The sequence below is a fragment of the Halopseudomonas sp. genome (genome assembly GCF_047631575.1).
Classification (GTDB): Bacteria; Pseudomonadota; Gammaproteobacteria; order Pseudomonadales; family Pseudomonadaceae; genus Halopseudomonas.
Map to the genome: position 1 here is coordinate 531,819 of NZ_JBLIAB010000002.1, position 25,609 is coordinate 557,427.

Below are 25,609 nucleotides of genomic sequence, written 5' to 3' on the forward strand. Positions count from 1 at the left end.
AGCGCTCTCCGCCGAGGAGAAGCATAGTAGTGCTTCTCAAAAAGCAACACCGTGACACCTGAGCAGCGCAGTCCCCGAGTTCAACACAACCACGCTAAACGGGAAAATAATCAGTGCCGCCCAGTTGACCGTCACGCCGAACACGGCTGCAGCAAAAAACATTCGTCTATGGATCGAGGCGCTACGCAAGAACGCTGATCAAAACGCGATGCGCATCCGAGACGTGATTGCGGTCGACCTTCCTGTCTTCATGAGCGAGGCCGAAGCGATCGCCAGAGCTAGAGAACAAATCCCCGCGCTAGCATGACCAGACCTGGGTCTTGGGAGAGTCGACCCTCGCAAGCGCGTTGAACATCCGACGCGACCGTTGCCTAAACATTCGTGATCATGCTGGATACGCAGAGCAAGATCATCGCGCGCGTTGAGAGTGAGCCTGAGCGAAGCTGAGAAGCAGTCCGCTCGACCCAATAGCGCAGCACCCGCAAAAAATGGGAGGACATGGCTGCTGTCGACCCATAATCGAAGGTCGGGGCTTTGTAAAAAATCAGTTATGCGATGCCCCTTGGAATACTTTGCTTCCGAGCGGCCTTAAAGGCACCGTAGAAGCATTGCTAAGAGCCCGTCTGTTGAATGAGGAAAGTATTGTGTCGATTCAGAGTTCAGATTCCGATATCACGATTTGTGTTGCGCGGTTTGATGAAGCCCTAGAACAGCTTGCAGTCGCGCGTCAGATTGATCCCAAAGCGCCCAACACAGATGCACTGGAAGCTGCACTTCATGTTATGCGAGAACCCGACGGGATGAAGGCGCTGTACACCCGGGTTCCAGCGATCGAGGCCAAGGGCGTATTTACTAACGGTGACTGGGGCCGACCAGCCATTCTGCAACCTGCACTGGCTGTCCGAACCCTACGTCAAGGGGCGCCGGATTTCACTGCTATCGAAGCCTTGAGTGAACTGCGCCTGCTCGCCGTGGCGATGGGTGATTACCTCCATCCCGGCATATCAGCGGAGCAGTCCAAAAACTTTCTGACTCAGGTGACGGCGTTGAATCTGGACCTGCTGTCAGGCCAGATGACCGAAGCGGACCGGGAGCGGCCGCATGGGCTTGGGCAAATCGTCACTTCGCTTTATCAGTACCTGCTCAGCAGCCTGGGATATGAAAGTATTCTCGACAGCTTGGTGGATGAGGTGCGTCGTCTACTGGCTCAACGCCCGATACAAACTGACAGTATCAAGCAGATGGTCAGCCAGATTGCCAAATGCCTGTTCGATCCGGCGATAGAGACCTCGGGCATGGACAAAGCGACGCATCTAGTCAGCGCTTTGTTCGGTCCCACGGCGGGCTGTCGCGATGATCCGGGGTTTATAGTCTATGCGGGGCGTCTGGCAGACATGGACGAAACGGCGCTCGCTGAGGAGGCGCAGGACTTTGCTAGTGCAATGCATGGTACCGGCATGGTTTCTCCCTATCACCCCATGCTATTACGGCACCTGCGTGGGTATCGGGATGAACTGATCCCGGTCGCATTGGGCCTGAGCGTCACCGGTATCGACGTGCTCCAATGCTACCGTCAGATTGTATTGGAGCTGATTGACGAAGCCGTTCACCCGGAAACCTCTCAGGCTGTCTATGGCCTGGCAATGTTTCTTGAACGTGCGTCTCTGTTTACCCCAGCAGTGACTGCGGGTCTGTGGCGGCAACTTGAACTGAAATTGTGCCCGTCAGCATCCGAAAACCTGAGCATGATTTTCGGTGATGCACACCCGCCACGGGTGTACTTGCTCGCAGGCGTACTGAGTCTTCTGGGTCAACCGCTGGGTATTGGCCAGGGCAATAACCCGACTTGTCAGTCGGTCATTGGACTTTCCATGTGGGCCTTTAACGATGCTGATTTTTTGTTGCAACTAGTAGCATGGGCTGCCCGTGATGACGATGTCATAATGCGTTTTGAAGGGCAGTGTATTGCCTCACAGCATTTGGAAGCAGGTCTTGCGAAAGCCCCCCCAACCGATGTGGATCCGGTCTCCTTGATTCTGGTGCCTCACCTTGATCGTATTTATGGCGAGATGGGGCGTTTGTGCGGTGTGCGAGACGACGATCTGCACCGCTGGATCAATCCGGAAATGTATGGATGGTGGGTAGGCTATGGGTTTCTCAGTGTCATCAGTCGTGAGACGGGGATGATCCACGATTATTCCTATTTCATCCGTCATTTTTATGCCTGTTATCACCCCTACTACAACGGCAATATTCCGCTTATCCACCCACAACCGGCAGGCATCGCTGTCACTGACAGCGGTGGGCGTCTGGTTGGACGCCATGCCATAACAATCATCCGGGTCAGCCTTGATCGCCTAGACGAGATGCGCATCTACTTTTTCAATCCAAACAATGACAGCGGCCAGGACTGGGGCCAGGGCATTAATTGCTCGACCCAGAGTAATGGCGAGCGTCATGGCGAAGCGTCATTGCCGTTCGCCGAATTTGCCTCACGTTTGTGCGTCTTTCATTACGATCCGCGTGAGCTGGGAGACATGTCAACGGTTCCCGAGACAGACGTTGCACACGCCATAGAATTGGGCCGTGCAAGCTGGGCTGCAGGTTATGAGTAAGATGCAAAGTGTCGGTAGAAATAAATCGTTCTTTACAATACTTCAAAAGGTAGCGTGACTTCTGGGTGTTATTTACCAAGGGCGGAGGTACCAGTGAGGTCAAATAATAACCCGATGTCTGTGGCCTGGAAGTATCAGTAGGCTAAGTAATTAATGACAAAATACCAACGGAATTCGATGCACCGCATGGGCTCGAAGGCACCATAGGATAGTGGTTGTACAACCTGCCTACCAAGCCCCAGAAGAACACAAGGAGCATCTCATAACGACCTGTTTGCAACACTTTACTTGATGCTTAGCAATCCAGCTTCAAACTACCAACTCAAAAAAATGGCCCTCACAATAAAATCACTCGCCAAGACATACAATTTATTGCAACTTTTTATTGCATAACATCGAATGAATGAGATTCATTTCATACTTCCATCGCTGGAAATGTACGCTAAATATCCTGTCCAGCCTCAATGTCAACGATATATGTTAGCCATTGTTTGCGACTGAATCCGAGCTATGCCGTAAAAACCTAAAACAATCTATTCCAATAAAATCAGTTTATTATGGACGTAACTGCCAGCTTTATCACTCCGCGATGGCCGCTAATTAGCATGTCATAAGCGTCAAGTTATGCAGTGATTTAAGCGGCCGATGGGAAACACTCTTAGTCCGTCGCGAACAGTTACACAGTTTATCTTACGGCCTGAATAAGGTGCTTATACTCAGGGCTTCCAAGCCAGCCTAGTTGGATTTTGGAGTCCGCCGACACTTGCAGTTTAAGTATAATAAATGAGAGGAATGAGACCATGCTAGCAATTGAGAGTTTATCAGTTGGTCAATATGGCTTTATAGGAAATGCATTTTCTTTCGGTCTAGCCGTCATGGCGTCGACCACCTTGTTCTTGTGGCTAATGAAATCGCAGGTTGCCCCTGCTTATCAGATGGCTATCACGATCTCCGGCCTAGTGACAGCCATTGCGGCTTATCACTACCTGCAAATCATGCTTTCCTGGGACAACGCAGCAACAGTAAATACTGGGCAAGTACTGGTCACAGGAGAAGGGTTCAACCGGGCTTACCGCTACGTCGACTGGCTACTAACGGTACCGCTGCTCTTGATTGAGCTAATTCTGGTTATGAAGCTCAGTAACAGCGAAACCTTGAGCAGATCCGTCAAACTCGGCGGCGCTGCTGCATTGATGATTGTCCTTGGCTATCCAGGCGAGGTAGCTGAAAGCGCAGGGACTCGGGCGATTTTCTGGGTTCTGTCGATGATTCCGTTCCTCTACATCGTGCGGGAATTGGTAGTGGGTCTGAAAGAGTCCATCTCCAAGCAGCCTGACGCGGTTAAGGGATTGATCAAAGGGGCAGCTTATCTGGTCATTGCTTCCTGGGCCTTCTATCCGGTTGTTTACCTGTTACCGCTGCTTGGTATATCAGGTGGCGCAGCTATCGTTGCGGTAGAAACGGGCTACACCATTGCTGACATCGTGGCAAAAGCTGTCTTCGGCCTGTTGATCTTCACCATTGCCATGCGTAAAAGCGTGGCGGATGCAGAAGAGGCAGCAAAGCAGCCAAAAGCGGCGAAACAAACGATTTGAATGCAGTCTGGAGATCCGTCAGAACGTGACTGCTGATTGCCAGCAACTGTAATCAAACCGACACGGGCCTAGTCCGTGTCGGTCTCGCCCTCACACATGTTGGACCGTGGGGAATTGGTTGCGGTAGTCAGTACTCATCCCGGTGTAGGGAGAATAATAATGACTGTTTTTGTTTCGGACGCCGCTGTACCTTTGAAAGCGAACGTTAGCGCTAATATTGTTCCGGCCCAATCGGCCGCTAATTCGAATCACACCCTGGAACTGGATGAAGTCAGAGCGCTTATGCTCGACACTTTACAGGATGTGATGGAAGGGCCGGCGAATAACGCCAGCCAGTATCAAGTTCGTACCGGTGGAAGTTTGTTGCGGGCTCGCCTAGCGCTAGCCAGCTGCAGGAGCTTTGAATGCTCGCGCGAATATGCAATCGCCGCCGCAGCGGCCTGCGAACTTATCCACAACGCCTCTCTGGTCCACGACGACCTTCTCGATGGTGACGTGCTTCGCAGAGGGCAGCCAACGGTATGGAAGCGACACGGTGAGGGCGTTGCACTGTGCGCCGGTGATCTGCTGCTGTGCTCAGCCTTTGCTGTCGCCGCCGGATTGGAGAACGCCAAACACGCTCGCTCTTTGACGCACTACCTAGCTGCCATGGCCAGTCGTGTCATCGTTGGCCAGAGTATTGAGACTGCACCTCGAGAGCCATGTGCCCTTCCGCGACTCAGGGCTTACCTAGACGCGTCACGCTCGAAAACGGTTCCGCTGATTCAGCTCCCCCTTATGGTGGGTGCCGTAGCCACAAGTGCAGAGCCAATGGTACGCAATACCATAAAACTGTTTGCGGAGGCGGTTGGTCTGGCCTATCAGATCATCGACGATCTGGATGATCTAACTTATATGTCTGAACCGGAGCGCTGCGTTGGAAGCGAAGCAGCGCCATTCCACCCGTTTCATGCCTGGCACCATCATGCAGGCAGACAAGCTGACTGTCTTGCACTGAGAGTTCATAAGGCGACTCGCCACGCGTTGGCTTCATTGTTACGCGCTCGACGCCAGCTTGAGAGTTTGGAGCAACACCTATCCAGATCCATCACGCCAACCTTAGCCCCTTTACTCATGACATTGGAAAACAGAGCACGAGCCCATCGTTACACCTGTCGACTGAACAGAGAGTGGGCCTCATGAAGCCACTGTCTAGGGTTAATGCGACAAAAACCGCCGTGGTCGTTGGCGCGGGATTTGGGGGACTGACAGTTGCATTGCGTTTATTGGCCAGGGGTTACAGGGTTGATTTGCTTGAAAAGCATGGCGATCTGGGGGGACGAGCCAGGACCTTTGAACTTGACGGCCACAACTTCGATGCGGGCCCTACCGTTATCACCGCACCGTTTCTGTTTGCTGAGCTGTTCGAGCGCTTTGGCGAGACACTCGAAGATCATGTGACATTGTTGCCCGTTTCGCCGTTCTACCGAATGGACTTCGCCGATGGCAGCTATTTTGATTACCACGGCACAACTGAAGCGCTGGTTGTGGAAATTGAACGATTATCACCGGGCGAAGGAGCACAATACCCGCATTTTCTGGAGGCCGCCGAAGCGATGTACGCCAGAGGGTTCGTGGAGCTAGCGCAAAGGCCGTTTACCCGGGTCAGGGACATGCTGGAGGTTCTGCCCGACCTCATCAAACTCAGGGCTGATCAAAGCATCTACCAGTTCGTCTCTCGCTTTTTCAGCGATGAGCGCTTACGCAGAGCGTTCTCTGTACCCTCTCTTCTCGTTGGCGGGAATCCGTTCCAGACATCATCCCTCTATGCCTTGATTCATGCACTGGAGCGAAAAAGTGGCGTCTGGTACGTACAGGGCGGGACCGGCGCACTGATTCATGCACTGGCGGAGCTGTTCCAGCGGCACGGTGGCCATCTGCACGCGGGCCAGTCAGTCAAACATCTCGAGATGGACGGCAAGGCGGTGCGCGCGGCGATCACTGATCAGGGCCAGCGTTTCGAAGCCGACTTTTTGGTGAGCAATGCCGACCCCCTATACGTTTATAACCAATGGATCGAAAGAACAATCGTCCAACGTGTGGCCGATAGCCACAGAGCTCGCCTCAAACAATCCATGGGATTGTTCGTGCTTTACTTCACCACCGAGCGCGTTTACTCGGACATCGAACATCACACCATTGTGTTTGGTGAGACCTTTCGGGAGATTCTCACCGAGATCTTCGAGCAGCGGCAGATCCCGGATGACTTGAGCCTGTATCTGCATCGCCCCGGCGCCACTGATCCGACCATGGCGCCCACGAATGGCGACGCCTTCTACGTGCTCGCGCCAGTCCCCAATCTCCAAGGCAACCAGGATTGGAGCACGATCTCATCGGACATTGAGGAGCGAATTATCAATATTCTGACTCAGCGATTGATGCCTGATCTACCGCAGCAGATCCGCGCTAGGCGAAGCATTTCACCTACCTATTTCAACGCTGAGCTGAACAGCCCCTTTGGCAGTGGGTTTTCCATCGCGCCAACGCTCACTCAGTCGGCCGGGCTGCGTTTTCACAACCAGTCGCCGCGATATAAAAATCTGTTTTTTGTGGGTGCGGGTGTTCATCCTGGTGCAGGTGTACCGGGTGTGGTGTGCTCGGCAGGCGTAGTAGAAGCGTTAGTGGTCAGAGCCTATGAAACCAAGGCTGACAGCGAAAGTGAGGCGCCAGACATGTCTATCGGCGGTGTCAAGTGAGCAAATCCGTAGTCGGGCCCGCCGCGTCCGGCGCCGGCGCCGGCGCCGAGGTTTTGCGACGCAAGGGGAAAAGTTTCTATTGGGCCGGCCAGTTACTGACCGGCGCACAACTCGATCGAGCAGCGGACCTGTATCAATTATGCCGTAATATAGATGACCTAGCCGACGAGGCATCAACACCTGCCGAGACCCTTTCAGCAGATCGCCAGCTTCGGGAATTACATGAGGCATTAGTATCCAAACGCTCGCTAACCGATGAAAAAACAGCGCTCTATGAACAGGCCGAATCGTTGCTCGGTACCGACCCCATGGCGCTTAATGCACTGGCCGATCTGGTTGATACGGTTCGCCAGGATCTTGGCCCCGTCAGACTGGCCGATCGTGCGGAGCTTCTACGTTACGGCTACGGCGTGGCTGGGACTGTCGGCGTCATGATGACGTGCCTACTCAAGGCGCGTGAGCGGAAAGAGGCGCTACCCCACGCCATTGATCTAGGCATTGCCATGCAACTGACCAACATCTCGCGGGATGTACTGGAAGATGCGCATCTGAATCGGATGTACCTGCCGGCAAATGGTGTCGCTGGTCATCTTGCGCCGGAAGATATCATCGCAGGAGATCAGGTGGCTCGACACCGGGCCTGGCTGGGCGTACGCGAGCTGTTGGGTATTGCGGAGATCTACTACCGAAGTGGATGGCAGGGGCTGGGCTATCTGCCCTCCAGATCACGCATGGCTATTGCGGTTGCCGCAAAGGTCTATAGGGAGATAGGACAACAGATTCTGCGCAGGGGCGAAGAGCGTTACTGGCAAAGCCGTTGTGTGGTCGGCCCTGCACAGAAACTGAAAGCGTCGGCAGGCGCTTTTGTGCAACTGGCAGCAGGTGCGATCAGCCGCCATCCTGTTCGTCATGATCCAGCGCTGCATCAAAGTCTAAGCATCCGCTTTGATTTGCGCCCACAAGAACAGCGGTGACTCAGTTGTCCGGACCCGAGCTCATTCAAGCGGACACACTCGATGACTATGACCTGATTATTATCGGCGCTGGACTGACCGGGCTCAGTTTGGTCTGTTGGCTCCTGCAATTGACCAAGGAAGCGCAGGTAGAGCTGCCACGAGTCTGTCTGCTTGAACCGCGCCTGTTCTATGGCAACGATCGAACCTGGTGCTTTTGGGATCGTGATCCTCATCCATTTCGTGACCTGATCAGCCACCGCTGGTTTCGTTGGCGTGTCAGCCAGGGCAACCAATCTATTTTCCAAACGGATAAAAGCGTTGCCTATGCAATGCTGCCGGCCGATGCTTTGTATCACCATGCCCTAGCCAAAATAGACAGCACACCGGCCTTTGATTTGTACCTTGGCTTCACCGTTAGCGGCATCGAGCATACCAATAACGGCATGATGGTATCGGCGAATGAGCGCCATTGGCGGGCAAAGGCAGTCATCGATACCCGCCCTCCCGACGCAAATCAGCTTGATTCAGGGGTGGGTGTCTGGCAGATTTTTTCGGGCCTTGAGATTGCTTGCCCAAAACATGGATTTGATACATCGACGGCCACATTGATGGACTTTCAGACAGGGTACCCTTACCCCTGTTTTGTCTATCTGCTGCCCCTGGATGAGGATCATTTTTTAGTTGAATGGACGGCGTTTCAACCGGGAAAAAACGTGGTGCCCGATTATCGCATCGATCTTGAGTCGTGGCTGGAGCGTCAGAATCTGGGTCATTACGAAGTCACAAGAGCGGAATCAGGCATGCTGCCCATGATGCCCCTTCCCGGCTATAACAGTTCGGGACAGCTAATCAGGGCCGGCGTCGGCGCAGGCTGGATGCGAGCAGCCACCGGGTATCACTTTGTCAGTTGCCAAAGAGGCTGCGAAACGCTCGCCCGGCACATTCTTACAGCGCATGCCAGCGGGAACTGGATGCTTCAAAGCCCCACGATCAGAGCGCGCTGGCTGGACTGGATGGACAGCGTGTTTCTGCGTGCACTGAAGCGCCACCCAGACCAGGCGCCGCAATGGTTCCTGGATCTGTTTGCCGCCACTACCGGGGGGCAAATGAGCCGATTCATGAACGATCAACCGCGATGGCATGACGCCTGGGCAGTAGCTAATGCACTACCGCCAAGACCCTTCATACGCGCGGTGTTGCCATGGTAATGCACAACGTCGCCGACAACAGGAATAGGCTGGAAAAGTGCTCTGGCGGACGCCGTCACCAATTACTGGTACTGATCATTGCCAGCCTGTCGCTGGTCGCTAGTCTTGCCTTGCCCGTGCTGACCATTGAACAACAATTCTGGATTGTGCTTATACCCATTGGCATCTTCGGTCTATCACACGGTGGCGCTGACCCTATGATCCTGAAAACGCTGACTACGACGACATCCGTTGGCGTGATTGCTGTCATGTGCGCCTACGTACTAGCCTCGCTGATGTTCATTACACTTATTTGGGCGCTGCCGATTGTGGCACTGCTGGCGTTCCTGAGCTTGTCGGTCTGGCATTTTGGCTACACCGACGAGGCTTTCCTGAGTCCGACGAAAACCCCCCTCCTACGCTGGCTGGCTGGCAGCATGCCCATTCTGGGCCCGATGCTTGGCCATCCACATCAGACAGGCGAGCTGTTTGCCTGGCTCATCAAGCTCGACGCGGCGCAGGTTGTGGGTATGCTTGTGTGGCTTGGACCGGCATTGGCTGTACTTTGGGTTCTAGCCTTCGGGTGTCTGTTGTTCAGTAACTCAAAACGGCCAGACCTGCGCGTATTTGCCGAGTTGCTCCTGGTGGGCGCAGCATTGATCGCATTGCCGCCGCTTCTGAGCTTCGCATTGTATTTTTGCGTGATTCACAGCGTGCGTCATTTTTTATCAATTGCAGAACACCGTCTTTTAGCCCATCAAAAACGACCCTCACTGACGTTATTTCCTGCCCGGAAAATACTGCCTGCAACGCTGATCGCAATTGCAATGGCCGGTATTGCCTGGATAGCGATTGTGTTCCTGGAGCCCGCGTCGAATATGTTGATTGAGGCCGTCAGAGTCATGTTCTGGGCACTGGCTGCACTCACCCTCCCACATACCATAATCGTCAGACTATGGTGGAACCGTGAATCAAACCGGATACTCTAGACACTCCTATAGGTTACTGCCGGGCGAGCCCATGTAAAAACTAGGCCTAGGTGTGGTAGAACCCAGCGCCACTGACAAGCACCTGACGGTAGTTATTCTGTTGTTGGCAGCATACTTGGCTCAGGGGTCCACTGTCTGTGTGTCAAAGAAGCTGACAAGAGGAGCTTAAACGCAACCTCGGAGCACCATCGAACCATGGCATTTGAAACCTGGTTGATCTACCTGCTGGCAGCAACTGGCCTGTCTCTGTCTCCTGGCCCTAACGGCTTGCTGGCGCTAACCCATGGCGCCCTGCATGGCCGTTGCATGACGCTCTACACCATACTCGGGGGCTGCATTGGTTTTGTCGTAGTCATAGCGCTGTCGATATTCGGTATCGGTGCACTACTAAAAGCATCAGTGGTCTGGTTCAGCGTGCTGAAATGGATGGGTGGGGCTTATCTTGTCTGGCTTGGAATACAGGTCTGGCGCTCGCCGCCCATAAGTATATCAGCCCACACAGCGGTAACTCCGAGGGCTGCGGGCTCACTGTTCCGACAGGGCATGCTGGCTGCGATCAGCAATCCTAAGGTTATTTTGTTTTTCGCCGCATTCCTGCCCCAGTTCATCGATCCAGCACGCAGCTTGCTGATCCAGTTTGCTATTTTAGCGGTTACCTTCGCTGTCATCGAGTTCAGCGTAGAATTATTAGTTGCCAGTTTGGCCAATCGAATCAGCACGTGGCTGACCAAGGTAGGGCGTCGATTCAACCAGGGGTGTGGCGCTGCATTTATCGCCATTGGCCTGGCGCTTCCGCTGCGCAACTCGCTCGCATAGTGCATTAATCGCATTCAACCCAGGCGTCTTTTTTATCGAGATGCTCATTGTGACGTCGAGCAAATCTGACTGGTACGTCATGGCTTAATTTTTAACGTAGCCAAAAAGGTCAGATTGCCCTTATGCGCAATCAGGGAAACACGTCTGCTTTCTGGTAAACTACACCCTATTACACATGCTTTGATAGCTCAGAAAAAGGGCCAGGAATAGCAGCAAACACGCACTGTAAAGGCAATCGATATGCAGCAGGAAAATCCCTCAAATCCAATCATCACGCGGCCTGGCCCCTCCCGGCGCTTTTGCGTGGCGCCGATGATGGACTGGACTGATCGCCACTACCGTTTTTTTGCGCGGCTAATCAGCCAGCACGCACTGCTGTACACCGAAATGGTGACCACAGGTGCGGTAATCCATGGTGACCAGACGCGATTTCTTGGTTTTAATGCAGCAGAGCAACCGCTTGCATTGCAGCTGGGCGGGAGTAATCCTGCGGAATTGGCTGCCTGCGCTAAGCTGGCCGAACAAGCTGGTTTCGTCGAAGTGAATCTGAATGTTGGCTGTCCCAGCGACCGTGTGCAGAACAATATGATCGGCGCTTGCCTGATGGCTCACCCCGCCTTGGTGGCCGAAGGTGTGAAGGCAATGCATCAAGCATGCAGCATTCCGGTCACCGTCAAGCATCGAATCGGCATCAACGGTCATGATAGCTATGATCAGCTTTGCGATTTTATCGGACAAGTGCATGAGGCTGGTTGCGATACCTTTATCGTGCATGCGCGCATTGCAATTCTCGAAGGTCTATCGCCCAAGGAAAATCGGGATGTCCCGCCGCTGCGTTATGGCGTTGTGCATCAGCTCAAAGCAGACTTCCCGCACCTGGAAATTATTCTTAATGGCGGCCTGACCGATCTGGACGAGATGCAGGCGCACATGCGTACTCTTGATGGTGTCATGGTGGGCCGGGAGGCTTATCACAACCCCTATCTGCTGGCTGAGGTAGACCATCGTTTTTATGTGGATAGCCAGCCACGGCCGGACCGCATCGCCGTACTGGAGGCGCTTCGCCCCTATATTGTCACCCATCTGGACCAAGGCGGCGCGATGAACCACATTACCCGGCATATCCTCGGTCTGTTTCAGAGTTTACCGGGCGCGCGGCATTTTCGTCGTCAGTTGAGCAGCACGCTGCATCAAACTGACAATCCTCTTGCCCTATATGATGAGCTGATGACCGATATGGAGCACCGTCTGCAACCACGGGATTGCCCACTCCAACCAGCTTGAGTTATGGTCAGGGCAACCTTTTAAGAGAGTCTGTCCTTTCATGCCAAGCAAACTCGAAAGCCTCCGCAAACACACTCTGATTGTCGCCGACACCGGTGATATTGCAGCCATTCGCAAGCTGCAGCCGGTCGATGCCACAACCAACCCCTCGCTCCTGCTCAAAGCCGCCCAGCAAGAGGCCTACAGCCTTATGCTGGACCAGGCTTTAAGAGCCTCTGCCGGCAATTTCGATCCAATCGCCGATGCCTGTGAATCCTTTGCGGTCGCACTGGGCGCCGAGATTACCAAGCTCGTGCCCGGACGCGTGTCCACCGAAGTCGATGCACGCCTATCATATGATCGCCGCGCCACTCTGGCCAAGGCCAGACGCCTGATCGAGCGCTATGAAGAAGCAGGGATTACCCGTGATCGTGTGCTGATCAAGATCGCTGCAACCTGGGAAGGGATTCAGGCCGCTGCCGAACTGGAAAAGGAAGGCATTCAGTGCAACCTCACCCTGCTTTTCTCATTTGCTCAGGCCCAAGCCTGTGCTGACGCAGGCATATATCTGATTTCGCCGTTCGTCGGTCGTATCTACGATTGGTACAAGAAAAGCGAGGGGCGTGATTTTCAGGGTATCGAGGATCCGGGGGTGCAGTCGGTAGCCCGTATCTATCGCTACTACAAGCACCATCTGTACAGCACAGTGGTGATGGGCGCGAGCTTTCGCAATAGCGGGCAGATCGAAGCGCTGGCAGGCTGTGATCGACTGACCATCAGTCCCGCGCTCCTCGAGCAACTGGCACATGAGGAAGGCAACCTACCGGTATCGAATATTCTGAAGCAACCCTCATCCGACCCGCTCGAAACGCTGAACGAGAGTACGTTCCGCTGGGCAAATAATGAAGATGCGATGGCCACCGAGAAGCTTGCCGAAGGAGTTAGAGCCTTTGCTGCAGATCAGGCCAAGCTTGAAGATTTGATGCGACTACGCTCGGTACACGCCTGACTCCAGGGCCAAGCGCAAGGTAGCCCGTCAGGACATCACTGAATTCAACTGGATTCCAGCGCGCTGACCAGATCGCGGAAAGCTTCCCGATTGTGCTCATTGAGGTTCATCAAGATACGATGCGCCTCGAGCACCTTGTCCTTGACCAGCTCTTCGGACAACTCCTGACCAGGGAGATCTTCCAGCTCGGTAGCCGTCGGCGTGAGCTGAGAAACGATATTGAATACCTGATCAAATCCCATGCTCTGTAATAACCGGTTCATGTCATCCTGGGTGGATACCAGAGTGGGCAGAAAACCCACCTTTTGGCGCGACAAAATCGACAACTTCGCCAGCAATCCCAGCGAAGTACTATCAATGCCGTCGGTTTCGGTCAAGTCGATGATGATCGCGTTGAAAGTCAGCACGCTGAATATCTTTTCGATATAGGCATCCAGTGCCCCACATAGGGTTAGCCGCACGTTACCGATGAACTTGAGTACGAAGGTCCCTTCCGACTCTGCAAACTGGATCTTACCAGTAGTCATCATTCGCGGTTCCTGCTGAGTACCATGAGTGAAATATCATCCGGCATTACCTTGCCAGGCTGCAGACCAAAACTGCCCAGCAGCGCACGCATATTGCCCTGGCTCTTTTCCACAATCCCCGGCAACTGTGCTTCCTTGTTTCTAAGCGTAGTTCCTTCCACGCAATCGAGCACGCCATCGGAGCACAAAACCAGACTGAAGGCGTCAGGCAGATCAATCTTGTGATCCTCGTACTGAGCATCAGCGAACAACCCTACGGGCTTACCCTTGCCATCCAGATAGCGCGCCGTGCCATCGGCATACAGCAGCGGCAGTGGCAAATGCCCGCCAATACTATAAATGAGGGTGTTCTCCGACTCGTTAATCACGCCGCCCAGCATCGTCACATGCTTGCCCAGCTTGCAGCTAATCAAGCCTCGATTGATATGCCCCAGCACGTCCGAAGGTAGGAACTTGATCGGCGTGGTTTCCCCCTGGCGCCGTTGCTGATACAGAAGTCGTGTCGTCATAAACTTCAGGAGCACCGTAGCGAATGCCGAAGAGGCCCCATGACCAGACACATCCGCCAGGTAAAAAATGATCTGAGTATCGGAAATTCGAAAGTAATCGACGAAATCACCCGACAGATACAACGACGGGATGACCTTGCTCTCGAAGGTATATTCACCACTGACCCAAGGGCTTTGCGGCAGCATATTGAGCTGCACCTGATGACCCGCAGACTGGTCGTCCTTGAGCACCTGCAAGCTGTTGTTAAGCTCGCGATTGGCCGACTCAAGCCGTTCTCGGATCCGACGATTTTCGTTAAGCAAGTGACGCTGGTCCAGGGTACGCCTGACGACTAATTCAACCATTGCCGAATCAAGCATGGGCTTGATCAGATAGTCATGCGCACCCGTGCGCAAAGCCTCAACTACCCGCGACATGTCGGTGGAGGGTGCGATAACAACAATCGTGCTGTCGGGAACCGAAGAAACAGCGCGCATCAGGGATGCAAAGCCATCGCTTTCCGGCAGATGCAGCGCGCAAAGCACTAGCTCGGGCCGTTGCGACGAGAACTGTTGGAGTCCATCAACTGCACTGTCGGCCTGAAGCACATCAAAGCCGCAGTTCTGTAATCGTATGACAATGTCACGCCGAAAAGCGTCATCATTGTCGATAACCAGCAAAGTCGTGCCAGTAAGCTGCATAGAGCCCCTACGTCGATGCCGTACAGCTGAACTGGCTGCAGGCCACAGGGTGTGTGATTGTTGAAGCCAGATAACCTGACGTTTTCAAGGGGGAAACACTACTCCCATCCGTCTGTTCAGGCAACCATCATGGCACGTTGCCAGAATGCTTGTGCAAGGCAAGGTGGGGAACTACGATAGAGAAGGAATGCAAAACCCGGTGGCATGCTATCCGGATTAGCCAACGTATACCCGTCGCGGAAGCCAGCCATGTCGTTTCATGACCAGCAATACAATGAAAAGCGTGATTTCATACGGATGAAGGTAGAAGCCCGTGCCATCCTGGTACTGCATGACAGCGGCGACCGGATAGAAGCGGATTGTCAGGATCTATCGAGCCAGGGTGTGCAGCTCGTCATGGATCAACCCTTGGCAGAACAGTCTCACCTCAGCGTCTCGATACCCTCCCCTACTCCCGGCCTCTTGGGCCTGGAAGCCGAAGGCCAGGTAATGCGCTGTCAGGCAATCGATAATGACCAGTTCATCGTGGGCGTCCACTTCAACGCCCTGAAATAAACAGCTGTGCCGATCAAAACGGGTCTTCTACTGCCCCGTCCTTGACCTGATATTCACGGTTCTGCAAAAAGGCATCGCGAATAAAGGCATAGCGATCACCCCTAATCATCTGCTCACGCGACAGCAGGGCTGCCCGCGTATCTAACAAATCAGTGCCAATAGCCGTATTGCGGGTAGGTACATGGTCTATCTGATCATTGTAGCTATAGCCGATAAAACTCTCCGGGACCCGGGAGCTGCCATCTCGTACGGTGCTGGGACCCAATAATGGCAGCACCACATAAGGACCGCTGGGCACTCCCCATGATCCCAGGGTCTGACCCAGATCTTCATCGTTGCGCTGCAGACCCATCCGCGTAGCTACGTCAAATACGCCGACCACACCCACAGTTGTGTTAAGCAGAAAGCGTGCGATATCAATACCCGCGTCCCGGTACTTGCCCTGCAGGGTATCGTTTACCAGGTTGCGCGGCTCGCCCAGATTGCTGAAAACATTACCGATGCTGTCACTGACCGGTTCGGGAACAAAGCGGTCGTAGACTTTCGCGGCGGGCTTGAGGGTAAAACGATCAACGGTATCGTTGAAACTAAAAATCGCCCGATTGACCGGCTCCCAAGGATCAGAATCAGCCGACTCTACGGCATAGTCATCATATTTTTCCTGCGCTAGGACAGGTCCTATACTCGCAATCGACGCGAGCCCGACCAGCAGGACTGGCAACGCAAACGGTAACACCTTCATATGGAGCTCTCCCTGATTCTGGATCCGGCGAAAACGCGACGGCGATTTCCAACGATCTAAAAGAGATAGTGTAATGCAAAACCAATCGCTATTTAACCGGTTTCATAGACGCCATAAACGATGAGATAACCATGCGGTCAAGCGAGACGTAAGCGCTGCAGACGACTATAGTGACCATAGGCCATGAACACCAACAGGAGCAGCTGATGCCCATGCAAGAACTGAAAAGCCAGCTAGACAGTTTGCACGCCATACTCGCCGATACCGATCAGTCTCTGTCCGTTGAAGAGCGCCACTCTCTGCAGCAATTGGCTGATCGGATAGAAGCTCGCTTATTGAGAGCACAGCAAGAGATTAACGTCGAGGTGGAAGACGTAAACCTTGCCGACACCGTCAATTTATCCATTGAGCATTTTTACGCACGTCATCCGGCAGTAGCGGGCACCCTGCAGCGCGTGATGCAGGCGTTATCCGATATGGGTATCTAAGGTCACTGGCGCGCCACTCGAAGGTTTTCCGGAAAACTGGCCGCAGTGGATCTGTAAGGGTTTATATCCAGACCTCCACGACGGACATAACGGGCATAAACAGTCAATTCTGCTCGCTCCCCCAACAATGGCAACAGATCAGTGAATATCCTTTCAACACATTGCTCATGAAAATCCGCGTGCTGACGAAATGAGATCAGATAGCGCAACAACGCCGAATGATCCAGGCGCCTACCACTATAGGTTATCGCAATACTGGCCCAGTCCGGCTGACCGGTGACTGGACAATTGGACTTGAGCAGATGACTATGCAGTACTTCTCGCGCAAAACCACCCGCACTGGCCAGCTCCAACAACGACGCGTCGTACTCGTAGCAGTCAATGGCGAGATCGACGTCATCAATGCATTCACCTGGAAACTGTGCCATTCCCGCGCCATGTAGCTGATCCATTGTGAGCAAGCGCACCATTACCGGACCCTGGGCCGCCACGCTCAAATCGGACTCCAAGGTATGCAGCACTTCGGCTCGATCGCGGAAAACGGTCTGATTGAATGAGTTGAGATACAGCTTGAACGACTTCGATTCAACAATGCGCTTGGCCTTGAGCGGAAATACAAATTCGGCCGCAGCGACTACCGGCTTGCCCGATGGTGCCAGCCACGACAGCTCATAGCAGTTCCAGACATCCGCTCCATGGAAAGGCAGATTATCAGCCTCCAGACCCAGCTCCTGCCATTTCGGTTCGCGTGGAATCGGATACAGCAACGAGGGTGTGTAAACGCTTACATAGGCGCTACTTTTACCCAGGGGCGAAAGGTCAGCGGGATGCTGGGTCATGTCTTATCTCCTTATAGACAAGGAGAAATTATACCCCCCGCCCTGCCTGCAAGCCAACATAGTAGGTGCCTGAAGCTATTGCCGCATACCGATACCACGCGCCAAAAGCCAATAGCTGAACGAATACAGCAGCACAATGAATACGCCCATAAGCGTTAACGCCACCCCGATTGGGATGTCCGATACGCCAAGGATGCCGTACCGGAACGCGTTGACCATGTGCAGGATCGGGTTAACCATCGAGACCTTTTGCCAGAACTCCGGCAGCATGCTGATGCTGTAAAATACGCCACCCAGATAAGTCAATGGTGTGAGCACGAAAGTAGGGATGATCGAAATATCATCGAAGGTCTTGGCGAAAACCGCGTTGATGAAACCGCCCAGGGCAAAGACCAGTGAGGTGAGGAAGACCACTATTATCGTCAAGCCGAGATGCTGCACCTGCAGACGGGTGAAAAACAGCGACATGATCGTTACGATCAAACCCACAGCCAAGCCCCTGGCTACCCCGCCGAAGACATAGCCAAGCAAAATAGTGTGCGGTGACACCGGTGCAACCATCAACTCCTCGATCGAGCGTTGAAATTTGGTACTGAAGAAGCTCGACACAACATTGGAATAACTGTTGGTAATAACCGACATCATGATGAGCCCAGGCACGATGTAATCGATATACGCGTAACCATCCATAGTGCCGATGCGGCTACCGATCAAGTTACCGAAAATGACGAAATACAGAGCCATGGTAATACCCGGTGGCAACAGAGTCTGTGGCCAGATACGCGTAAAACGACGAATTTCCTTGTGCAGGATGGTATGAAACGCTACCCAAGTCGTACGCCAGTGATTCATTAGGCAGCCCCTCGCTCTTTTTCAGTATTTTCATCGACCAACGCCAAGAAAAGCTCCTCCAGTCGGTTACTGCGGTTGCGCATGCTAAGCACATGTACTCCCTTCTCGATTAACTGGGCAAAGAGCGCATTGAGTCCCTGACTCTTCTCGACCTGCACCGCCAACGTATGCTCGTCGATAAGACTGCAGGGGTAGCCTTCCAGCTTGGGCGCTTCATCCATTATCGTCTGACAATCAAGCAGGAAGGTCTCGGTATGCAACTCCATTAGAAGCTCGCGCATACTGGTGTTGTGGATAATCCGGCCCTTGTCGATAATCGCAATGTTCTTGCACAGCTGCTCTGCTTCCTCCAGGTAATGCGTGGTGAGAACAATGGTGATGCCACGAGCATTAATTTCCTGGAGGAACTGCCACATCGATCGCCGAATCTCGATATCCACGCCAGCGGTGGGCTCATCAAGGATCAACAGTTTTGGCTCGTGGATTAGCGCACGGGCGATCATCAGTCGACGCTTCATACCGCCAGAGAGCATGCGCGAAGGCTCGTTGCGCTTTTCCCAGAGTCCCAGACGCTTAAGATAACGCTCGGCACGCTCTTTAGCATCACGCAACGGAATCCCGTAATAGCCAGCCTGGTTAACTAGGATATCCATGGTCTTTTCGAATTGACTGAAATTAAATTCCTGCGGAACGACACCGATACAGCGCTTGGCGTCCATCAAGTCGGTATCAAGATCATGACCGAACACGCTGACCTTGCCAGCGGTCTTGTTCACCAACGAACAAAGAATCCCGATAGTAGTCGACTTACCCGCACCGTTGGGTCCCAGCAGAGCGAAAAAGTCGCCCTGCTGCACTTCCAGGTCGACGCCCTTGAGCGCCTGAAAATCATTCGCGTAGGTCTTCTGCAGACCCCGAATACTAATAGCTGACGTCATGCATGGCTTCCCGTCTGAACAATCTAGTCAATTTATATGGGGCCGTACATAGAAAAAATCAAGGGAGAAGCAAGCCTCCAGCCCTGCTGCCGACTACAAATATGACTGGCCGGTCAGTTTTGTGCCTGAGCATCCAGGCCTATCCTGAAAGCATAAAAAAGAGTGTCCCAATAATAATCGGAGACATGCATGACACCCTCGTCAGAATCAACAGAAGCCGTTGTAGAAATCACGCCAGCCTATCGCCGCTATGCCCTTTTCCTGCTGGTCGTTGCCTATACCTCCAGCCACGTCGATCGCAATATCGTCGGCATCCTGATCGAGCCACTCAAGGCTGATCTTCTTCTCTCCGATACCCAGCTGGGATTTTTATCCGGTATCGCTTTCGCACTGTTTTACGCCACTCTCGGGATTCCGATAGCCGTATGGGCCGACCGGTCCAACCGCCGTAATATCATCTCCTGGTCGATTGGTATCTGGAGCGTGATGACCGCGATATGTGGTTTAGCGCAGAACTTCTGGCAGCTTGCTGCCGCGCGAGTAGGCGTCGGTATTGGTGAAGCAGGCTCCAGCCCGCCGTCGCACTCGATGCTGTCGGACCTGTACCCGAAAGAGCAGCGTTCCAGCGTCATGTCGATATACGCGCTGGGCGTCTATTTCGGCATTATGATCGATTTTATGGTCGGCGGCTTTGTCGCAGAATGGTGGGGCTGGCGCGCAGCATTCTTTGTTGTAGGCCTTCCCGGCCTGGCCATTTCGTTGTTGGTCCGTTTCACCATGATCGAACCACCCCGCGGCCACGCCGACGGTGGCGCCAAACCGGCTGCACTGGCCAAGGTCAACGTCAAGGCGGGCTTTTCCGTACTCTGGCGGGTGCGTACAACCCGCCACGTGGTCATAGGTGTCACTCTGACCGCTCTGGTCGGCTACGGCAGCATTATCTGGGGCCCTGCGTTTCTGATTCGCAGCCACGGCCTCACACCGAGCCAGGTGGGTATGTTCCTGGGACCAGTAATGGGGATCGTCGGCGGCTTGGGCGCCTACATCGGCGGTATCCTGGCAGATAAGCTAGCCGCTCGCCGCCAGGCATGGAACGCCTGGATCGTTGGCCTGGCCAAGATTCTGGCGATTCCTTTTATTGTGTCCTTCTACTTGATCGACAGCACCTTCTGGGCACTGGTGGTCTACATGCCCGCAGCGTTCCTTGGTGCCTTTTATCTAGGCCCCAGCTTCGCGATGATTCAGAGCCTTACACCCCTGCGCAGTCGTGCACTGGCGTCAGCCATCATGCTATTTGTGCTCAACCTGGTTGGTCTGGGCTTCGGTCCACAGTTGATTGGTATCGCCAGCGACCTGATGCGTGTCTGGTTCGATAACGACAGCTTGCGCTACGCGCTGCTGGGCGCTGCATTCATTAATATCTGGGCAGCCACACACTATTATCTGGCCGGTAAAACCATCGAGTCCGATACCGCCAACCTGGCTATTCCTAACTAACACCCGGACGGGGTGCGCTTAAAATGTAAGCGCATTCCCACCTCGGAGCTTTACCCCTTTCCTGCGGCAAAGAGTTCATCCTATTACATCAGACGGTTACCCTTGTTGGCTCAAGCAGCTATGCTAAAAGCTGAAATAACACAATCAAGGAGTGTTGAATGATCATCCTTCTATGGCTTATCGGCCTTATATTGGGTATTGCCGTACTGGCCTACATGCGCGCCGGACTGCTGAACAGCTGCATTGCTGTTGGCGTCTACCTACTCGCGATGACCTTATTTTCATCCGCTCATTGGCTAGTCTATCTGGTGGTCTGGGCAATATTCCTCGGTATTGCAATACCCCTCAATATGCCTGACTGGCGGCGCGCAACTATCAGCAAACCGTTATTCAAATGGTTCAAGACAGTGCTCCCACCCCTTTCCGATACCGAGCAGGAAGCGCTCGACGCGGGAACCGTATGGTGGGATGGCGAACTGTTCAGCGGCCGTCCGAATTGGCACAAGCTGCATAGCTTCCCCAAGCCAGTCCTGACCGAAGAAGAGAAAGCCTTTCTCGACGGGCCGGTAGAAGAAGTCTGCCGCATGACCAACGAATGGGAAGTGACCACCGATCTGCAGGATCTGCCGGCTGACGTTTGGGAATACATTCGCAGCAACGGCTTTTTTGGCCTGATTATCCCCAAGCAGTATGGTGGTAAGGAGTTCTCCGCCTACGCCCACTCGCAAATCGCCATGAAACTGGCCAGTCGCAGTGGCGACCTGGGCACGACTGTCATGGTACCCAACTCCCTCGGGCCGGCAGAGCTGCTGCTGCAATTCGGCACCGATGAGCAGAAAAATCATTATTTGCCGCGCCTGGCTAATGGTCAAGATGTGCCTTGTTTTGCCCTCACCTCTGCCGATGCAGGCTCTGACGCTGGCGCCATGCCGGATCGAGGGGTTGTCTGCAAGGGCCAGTGGCAGGGTGAAGAAGTCATTGGCTTGAGTGTTACCTGGGAAAAGCGCTACATCACCCTGGGCCCCGTAGCGACTGTGCTCGGACTGGCATTCAAGGTGTTCGACCCCGATCACCTGTTAGGCGATAAAGATGAACTGGGTATCAGCCTGGCGCTGATTCCCACCGAAACTCCCGGCGTAGAAATCGGCAATCGGCACTTTCCGCTCAACGCGGCCTTCATGAACGGACCTAACTCTGGCAAGGATGTATTCATTCCGCTGGATTATCTGATTGGCGGTCAGGAAATGATCGGTAAGGGCTGGGTGATGCTGATGAACGCCCTGTCTGTTGGCCGGTCGATCTCATTGCCCGCAGGCGCCACCGGTGGCGCCAAGATGGCCAGTATGACGACCGGCGCCTATGCCCGCATTCGGAGTCAGTTCGGCTTGCCCATCGGTGAGTTTGAAGGGATTCAGGAAGTGCTTGGCCGCATCGGTGGCAACACCTACGTGATGAACGCGGCGCGCACCATGACTGCAGGCGCGGTCGATCTGGGCGAGAAGCCCTCGGTCCTGTCTGGCGTAGTCAAGTACCACCTGACAGAGCGTATGCGTGAGTGTATGAACGATGCCATGGACATACATGGCGGCAAGGGCATCTGTATGGGGCCAAAGAACTATCTAGGCCGAGCCTATCAGGCCGTGCCCATTTCAATTACCGTCGAAGGCGCCAACATTCTTACACGCAACATGATGATCTTTGGTCAGGGCGCGATCCGCTGTCATCCGTACGTGTTGAAAGAGATGCAGGCGACCCAGGATGAAGATCAAACTCGAGCTCTCAAGCGCTTCGACAACCTGCTGTTTGAACATATTGGGTTTGCTTTGGGTAACGCATCCGGCAGCCTGTTGCTGGGCCTAACTAGCGGGCGCCTGCTGAAAACACCTGGCAACAAACACACCCGTCGTTACTACCAGCAACTTTCTCGTCTAGCAGCGTCCTTCGCTACCCTGACGGACGTTACCATGCTCATGCTTGGTGGTGAACTCAAGCGACGCGAACGGATATCAGCCCGTCTGGGCGACATCCTTAGCAATCTGTATCTTGCCAGCGCTACTCTCAAGCAATATCAAGATCAAAATTGCCCGGAGGAGGATTTACCCTTTGTACAATGGGGCGTGGAAGACCTGCTGGCGAAAACAGAGCAAGCGATGCATGAGATCATCCATAACTTTCCGGATAGCCGCGTAGGCGTCCTGCTCCGCGTGTTGGTATTCCCCCTCGGACGCCACATGTCGCCACCGGCTGATCGCATCACAGCCGAAGTAGCCAGGCGCCTGATGACGCCGAGTGCCGCCAGAGACAGGTTGCTCGATGGCTGCTATCAGAGCGAGGACCCGGAGGACGTCACCGGGCTGGTAAACACCGCTCTGTTCAAAGTCATTGCCGCTGAGCCACTTGAACTACGGATCGCCAAAGCAGTACACAAGGGTGAACTGACAGTCAGCATGGGCGCAGATGAAATTCAGGCAGCGGTCGATGCCGGGGTGGTCACCGCCGATGATGCCTGTATTATCCGTGAGGCACGGGTTGCAAGGGATGCTGTTATCGCGGTGGACGAGTTCACCAAGCAAGAGATGACACCTAACCGCAAGAAATCCAAAACCGCCAGCGCCAAACAGGCCTGAGCATACTGGCCGGCTCTCTCGGGTCGGCCAGGCTTTAATCCCGGCGTCGATGCAAGCCATCTCCGATACTTTTTGTTAGACTCCGCCGCAACGTCACAGGAGTCCCCCATGAATCCCGATCTACCCTATCATCGCTATCACATGGCTCTGCTCAAGAGCCTGTTCGACACATTGCGCGCGCAATCGGTGCTCATGGAGCAGGTGCCCGAAGAGAGCAATATCTTGTTTCTGGAACGCTTTGACGAAATGATTGGTCAACTGGAAGCGGGCGATCACGACAGCCTGTATACCGGCCAGGAAATCCTCTGCCAGATCATCAGCCGCTACCCCCAGATCGGACATCTGATACCCCGCGACCTGCTCTGGTACTTCGGTGGCGACTGCTTGCACTTTATGCCCGATGAAGAAATCGCTCAGTATCAGCTGATCGATGAGCATCGCGCTTCTGCTGAAGAGCGTGGCGAGGAATTTAACTGGGAACAGGCAAGACAGCTAATCCAGAGTTCCTAAGACGCAAGGAACGTCAAGCTCTACTTGGACGAAATACCTTCCTTAAACGCCGCTGGGCGAGATGGGACTCGATTATCCAATTCGCCCAAGAACCAAATCCCAGACACAAAAAAACCGCTCTTGAGCGGTTTTTTTGTTACATATGGAGCGGGAAACGAGACTCGAACTCGCGACCCCGACCTTGGCAAGGTCGTGCTCTACCAACTGAGCTATTCCCGCAAAATTGACGCCGAAGTGGCGTCCCCTAGGGGACTCGAACCCCTGTTACCGCCGTGAAAGGGCGGTGTCCTAGGCCACTAGACGAAGGGGACATACCCGGACTTCATTCACTAGGGCATTCAACCCTAGCTAACTTGCGGCGTATTGTTCGCTGCAAGTGGCGCGCATTTTAGGCATGCCCTGAATTATCGTCAACCCCTAAGCCCATCTTTTTCCAGTTTATTTCCATACCCATGCCCGACCCAGGCAACCGCTCTGGAACAAGGACAGCACTGGAGCTATTGTAAATACTCGCCGCGCTTGAAACAGAGCGACTACGGGCAGCTGACGAAGCAGACTGCGTCGCTTCTCCTGTGGGCGACTACTCTGATAAGCAATTAGAGCAGCAGATCATGCGAGAAATGCCCCAATTGACAGTACACCTACTAACCCTGAGAGCCTGAAAAATCTTGTTGCAATATGGTAATGCCTAGATGATTCTAAAACGCTGTTCGGGTAAAGTTGGATATTGAAGACCGTCTTTGCAGGCAACACATAGAAATGTTGCAAATCAAACCGGTGGCACTGGCGCGATCATAGCCAGGCGCCAATAGCCAAAAAGAGAGATTGATCATGTCTCCGTTATTAATAGGTTCCCTTGTTGCGGGTGGCGTACTTATCCTGTTGAGTATCGGTTTTATAAGCCACAGTCTGGAACGAGCACGCATCGAACGCGCTCGCGCCATAGCAGAACTCGGGTCGCGACTGAAGACTTGCCGCACCATCAATGCGCAACTCCCCGGTCAATACATGAGCGCAGAGCTCAATGTGTTGTTGACCAGCCTGGAAATCAGTCTGCTGGAAAAGCTCACTCGCCTCGATCGCAAGGACGAACGCGCTCGTAAAATGCTCGAAAGCGCTCGGCAGGAATTGAAAAATGCGGAGCCCGCTATCAGCAATCCGCCCGTGAAAATGGAAAGTGAGATTCAGGCCAAGGAAGCCCGCCTGATGCTGGAGAATCTGCAAACCTTGCTCGTGCATGCTCACAGGGAGGGCATGATCGACAAGCTTGCCTTACAGCAATGGTCCGCACAGATCGCTGAATACCTATTCGTCACCTCCCTTGAAGTTTTTGAGGTCCTGGCCATACAAGGCATACGCCAGGGCAAGCCACGCGTGGCAAAACTGCAATACGAGCGCGCCATAACCTACCTTCAACAGCAAAACAATCCGGCACTGATTGATCAGATCCTGCGCTTCAAAGAGCTACTCAAGCAAGCTTCCGACGCGATCGTGCAAAGCGAACAGACTATCAGCGCCGATTCGAACGAACTCAGCGCCGGACTGCAGGAGCTGGAAAAAACGGATGCCGAGTGGAAGAAGAAAGCCGTCTACGACGATTGAACCAGTAACGACTGAGCGCGTTATCCAGTCGTTACGCTGATTTCACCCCCCTCACCTGGCATTTTCCAACACGGATA

General features: G+C 53.8%; 22 protein-coding genes and 2 tRNA genes. 16 read left to right on the forward strand and 8 right to left on the reverse strand.

The window, feature by feature from the left end:
• The first annotated feature begins 644 nt into the window (after positions 1–644).
• From ACJAXR_RS06465 to tal, 10 genes are all read left to right on the forward strand, one after another.
• A complete protein-coding gene (locus tag ACJAXR_RS06465; protein WP_415057424.1) occupies positions 645–2,615 on the forward strand; it encodes a hypothetical protein in 1,971 nt (656 codons plus the stop codon).
• A gap of 746 nt (positions 2,616–3,361) precedes the next feature.
• Positions 3,362–4,210 carry a bacteriorhodopsin-like gene (locus ACJAXR_RS06470; protein ID WP_415057425.1) on the forward strand — a complete coding sequence of 283 codons (849 nt, stop codon included), beginning with the start codon at positions 3,362–3,364 and terminating at the stop codon, positions 4,208–4,210.
• A gap of 159 nt (positions 4,211–4,369) precedes the next feature.
• Positions 4,370–5,392, forward strand: coding sequence for a polyprenyl synthetase family protein (locus ACJAXR_RS06475; RefSeq protein ID WP_415057426.1), 1,023 nt, complete (start codon positions 4,370–4,372; stop codon positions 5,390–5,392).
• Positions 5,389–6,945: a phytoene desaturase family protein gene (crtI, locus tag ACJAXR_RS06480; protein ID WP_415057427.1), complete on the forward strand. Its 1,557-nt coding sequence runs from the start codon at positions 5,389–5,391 to the stop codon at positions 6,943–6,945. The genes ACJAXR_RS06475 and crtI overlap by 4 nt, the downstream gene beginning before the upstream one ends.
• A complete protein-coding gene (locus ACJAXR_RS06485; protein ID WP_415057428.1) occupies positions 6,942–7,919 on the forward strand; it encodes a phytoene/squalene synthase family protein in 978 nt (325 codons plus the stop codon). Before crtI ends, ACJAXR_RS06485 begins: the two co-directional genes overlap by 4 nt.
• Entirely contained in the window at positions 7,916–9,109 is a 1,194-nt protein-coding gene (locus ACJAXR_RS06490) for a lycopene cyclase family protein (RefSeq protein WP_415057429.1), read from the forward strand. The genes ACJAXR_RS06485 and ACJAXR_RS06490 overlap by 4 nt, the downstream gene beginning before the upstream one ends.
• The gene (locus ACJAXR_RS06495) at positions 9,103–10,077 is read left to right on the forward strand and encodes a Brp/Blh family beta-carotene 15,15'-dioxygenase (protein WP_415057430.1); all 975 of its coding nucleotides are present in this window, start codon (positions 9,103–9,105) and stop codon (positions 10,075–10,077) included. Before ACJAXR_RS06490 ends, ACJAXR_RS06495 begins: the two co-directional genes overlap by 7 nt.
• A gap of 195 nt (positions 10,078–10,272) precedes the next feature.
• Positions 10,273–10,893, forward strand: coding sequence for a LysE family translocator (locus ACJAXR_RS06500; protein ID WP_415057431.1), 621 nt, complete (start codon positions 10,273–10,275; stop codon positions 10,891–10,893).
• Between the two features lie 240 nt (positions 10,894–11,133).
• Positions 11,134–12,177, forward strand: a complete 1,044-nt coding sequence (gene dusA, locus ACJAXR_RS06505) for a tRNA dihydrouridine(20/20a) synthase DusA (protein WP_415057432.1) — start codon at positions 11,134–11,136, stop codon at positions 12,175–12,177.
• A gap of 40 nt (positions 12,178–12,217) precedes the next feature.
• A complete protein-coding gene (gene tal / locus ACJAXR_RS06510; RefSeq protein ID WP_415057433.1) occupies positions 12,218–13,165 on the forward strand; it encodes a transaldolase in 948 nt (315 codons plus the stop codon).
• Between the two features lie 44 nt (positions 13,166–13,209).
• On the opposite strand, the gene rssC is transcribed toward tal, so the two are convergent.
• Together rssC and ACJAXR_RS06520 are read right to left on the reverse strand one after the other, a co-directional pair.
• Positions 13,210–13,692, reverse strand: coding sequence for an anti-sigma factor antagonist RssC (rssC, locus tag ACJAXR_RS06515; protein ID WP_415057487.1), 483 nt, complete (start codon positions 13,690–13,692; stop codon positions 13,210–13,212).
• Positions 13,692–14,882, reverse strand: a complete 1,191-nt coding sequence (locus tag ACJAXR_RS06520) for a PP2C family protein-serine/threonine phosphatase (RefSeq protein ID WP_415057434.1) — start codon at positions 14,880–14,882, stop codon at positions 13,692–13,694. The genes rssC and ACJAXR_RS06520 overlap by 1 nt, the downstream gene beginning before the upstream one ends.
• Positions 14,883–15,131: 249 nt before the next feature.
• Between ACJAXR_RS06520 and ACJAXR_RS06525 the strand changes: the two genes are divergently transcribed.
• Entirely contained in the window at positions 15,132–15,437 is a 306-nt protein-coding gene (locus ACJAXR_RS06525) for a PilZ domain-containing protein (RefSeq protein ID WP_415057435.1), read from the forward strand.
• Positions 15,438–15,450: 13 nt separating this feature from the next.
• Here the strand turns inward: ACJAXR_RS06525 and ACJAXR_RS06530 are convergent, their stop codons facing one another.
• Complete coding sequence (locus tag ACJAXR_RS06530; RefSeq protein WP_415057436.1) at positions 15,451–16,179, reverse strand: VacJ family lipoprotein; 729 nt, start codon at positions 16,177–16,179, stop codon at positions 15,451–15,453.
• A gap of 206 nt (positions 16,180–16,385) precedes the next feature.
• Between ACJAXR_RS06530 and ACJAXR_RS06535 the strand changes: the two genes are divergently transcribed.
• Positions 16,386–16,667 (forward strand): DUF4404 family protein, encoded by a 282-nt coding sequence (locus tag ACJAXR_RS06535; RefSeq protein ID WP_415057437.1) that lies wholly within the window; start codon positions 16,386–16,388, stop codon positions 16,665–16,667.
• Between the two features lie 2 nt (positions 16,668–16,669).
• On the opposite strand, the gene queF is transcribed toward ACJAXR_RS06535, so the two are convergent.
• The 3 genes from queF to ACJAXR_RS06550 form a co-directional block, all read right to left on the reverse strand.
• Entirely contained in the window at positions 16,670–17,506 is an 837-nt protein-coding gene (queF, locus tag ACJAXR_RS06540; RefSeq protein WP_415057438.1) for an NADPH-dependent 7-cyano-7-deazaguanine reductase QueF, read from the reverse strand.
• 75 nt (positions 17,507–17,581) lie between these two features.
• Positions 17,582–18,358 (reverse strand): ABC transporter permease, encoded by a 777-nt coding sequence (locus tag ACJAXR_RS06545; RefSeq protein ID WP_415057439.1) that lies wholly within the window; start codon positions 18,356–18,358, stop codon positions 17,582–17,584.
• Complete coding sequence (locus ACJAXR_RS06550; protein WP_415057440.1) at positions 18,358–19,296, reverse strand: ABC transporter ATP-binding protein; 939 nt, start codon at positions 19,294–19,296, stop codon at positions 18,358–18,360. The genes ACJAXR_RS06545 and ACJAXR_RS06550 overlap by 1 nt, the downstream gene beginning before the upstream one ends.
• Positions 19,297–19,485: 189 nt before the next feature.
• On the opposite strand from ACJAXR_RS06550, the gene ACJAXR_RS06555 reads away from it, so the two are divergent.
• The 3 genes from ACJAXR_RS06555 to ACJAXR_RS06565 all read left to right on the forward strand — a co-directional run bounded on the left by ACJAXR_RS06555 (position 19,486) and on the right by ACJAXR_RS06565 (position 23,930).
• The gene (locus tag ACJAXR_RS06555) at positions 19,486–20,793 is read left to right on the forward strand and encodes a spinster family MFS transporter (RefSeq protein ID WP_415057441.1); all 1,308 of its coding nucleotides are present in this window, start codon (positions 19,486–19,488) and stop codon (positions 20,791–20,793) included.
• 161 nt (positions 20,794–20,954) lie between these two features.
• A complete protein-coding gene (locus ACJAXR_RS06560) occupies positions 20,955–23,420 on the forward strand; it encodes an acyl-CoA dehydrogenase (RefSeq protein ID WP_415057488.1) in 2,466 nt (821 codons plus the stop codon).
• A 108-nt stretch (positions 23,421–23,528) separates the two neighbouring features.
• Positions 23,529–23,930, forward strand: a complete 402-nt coding sequence (locus tag ACJAXR_RS06565; protein WP_415057442.1) for a PA2817 family protein — start codon at positions 23,529–23,531, stop codon at positions 23,928–23,930.
• 143 nt (positions 23,931–24,073) lie between these two features.
• On the opposite strand, the gene ACJAXR_RS06570 is transcribed toward ACJAXR_RS06565, so the two are convergent.
• Positions 24,074–24,149: transfer RNA gene (locus ACJAXR_RS06570), tRNA-Gly, on the reverse strand.
• A 16-nt stretch (positions 24,150–24,165) separates the two neighbouring features.
• Positions 24,166–24,241 (reverse strand) — tRNA-Glu (locus ACJAXR_RS06575).
• Positions 24,242–24,761: 520 nt separating this feature from the next.
• Between ACJAXR_RS06575 and ACJAXR_RS06580 the strand changes: the two genes are divergently transcribed.
• The gene (locus ACJAXR_RS06580) at positions 24,762–25,532 is read left to right on the forward strand and encodes a hypothetical protein (RefSeq protein ID WP_415057443.1); all 771 of its coding nucleotides are present in this window, start codon (positions 24,762–24,764) and stop codon (positions 25,530–25,532) included.
• Positions 25,533–25,609 lie beyond the last annotated feature (77 nt).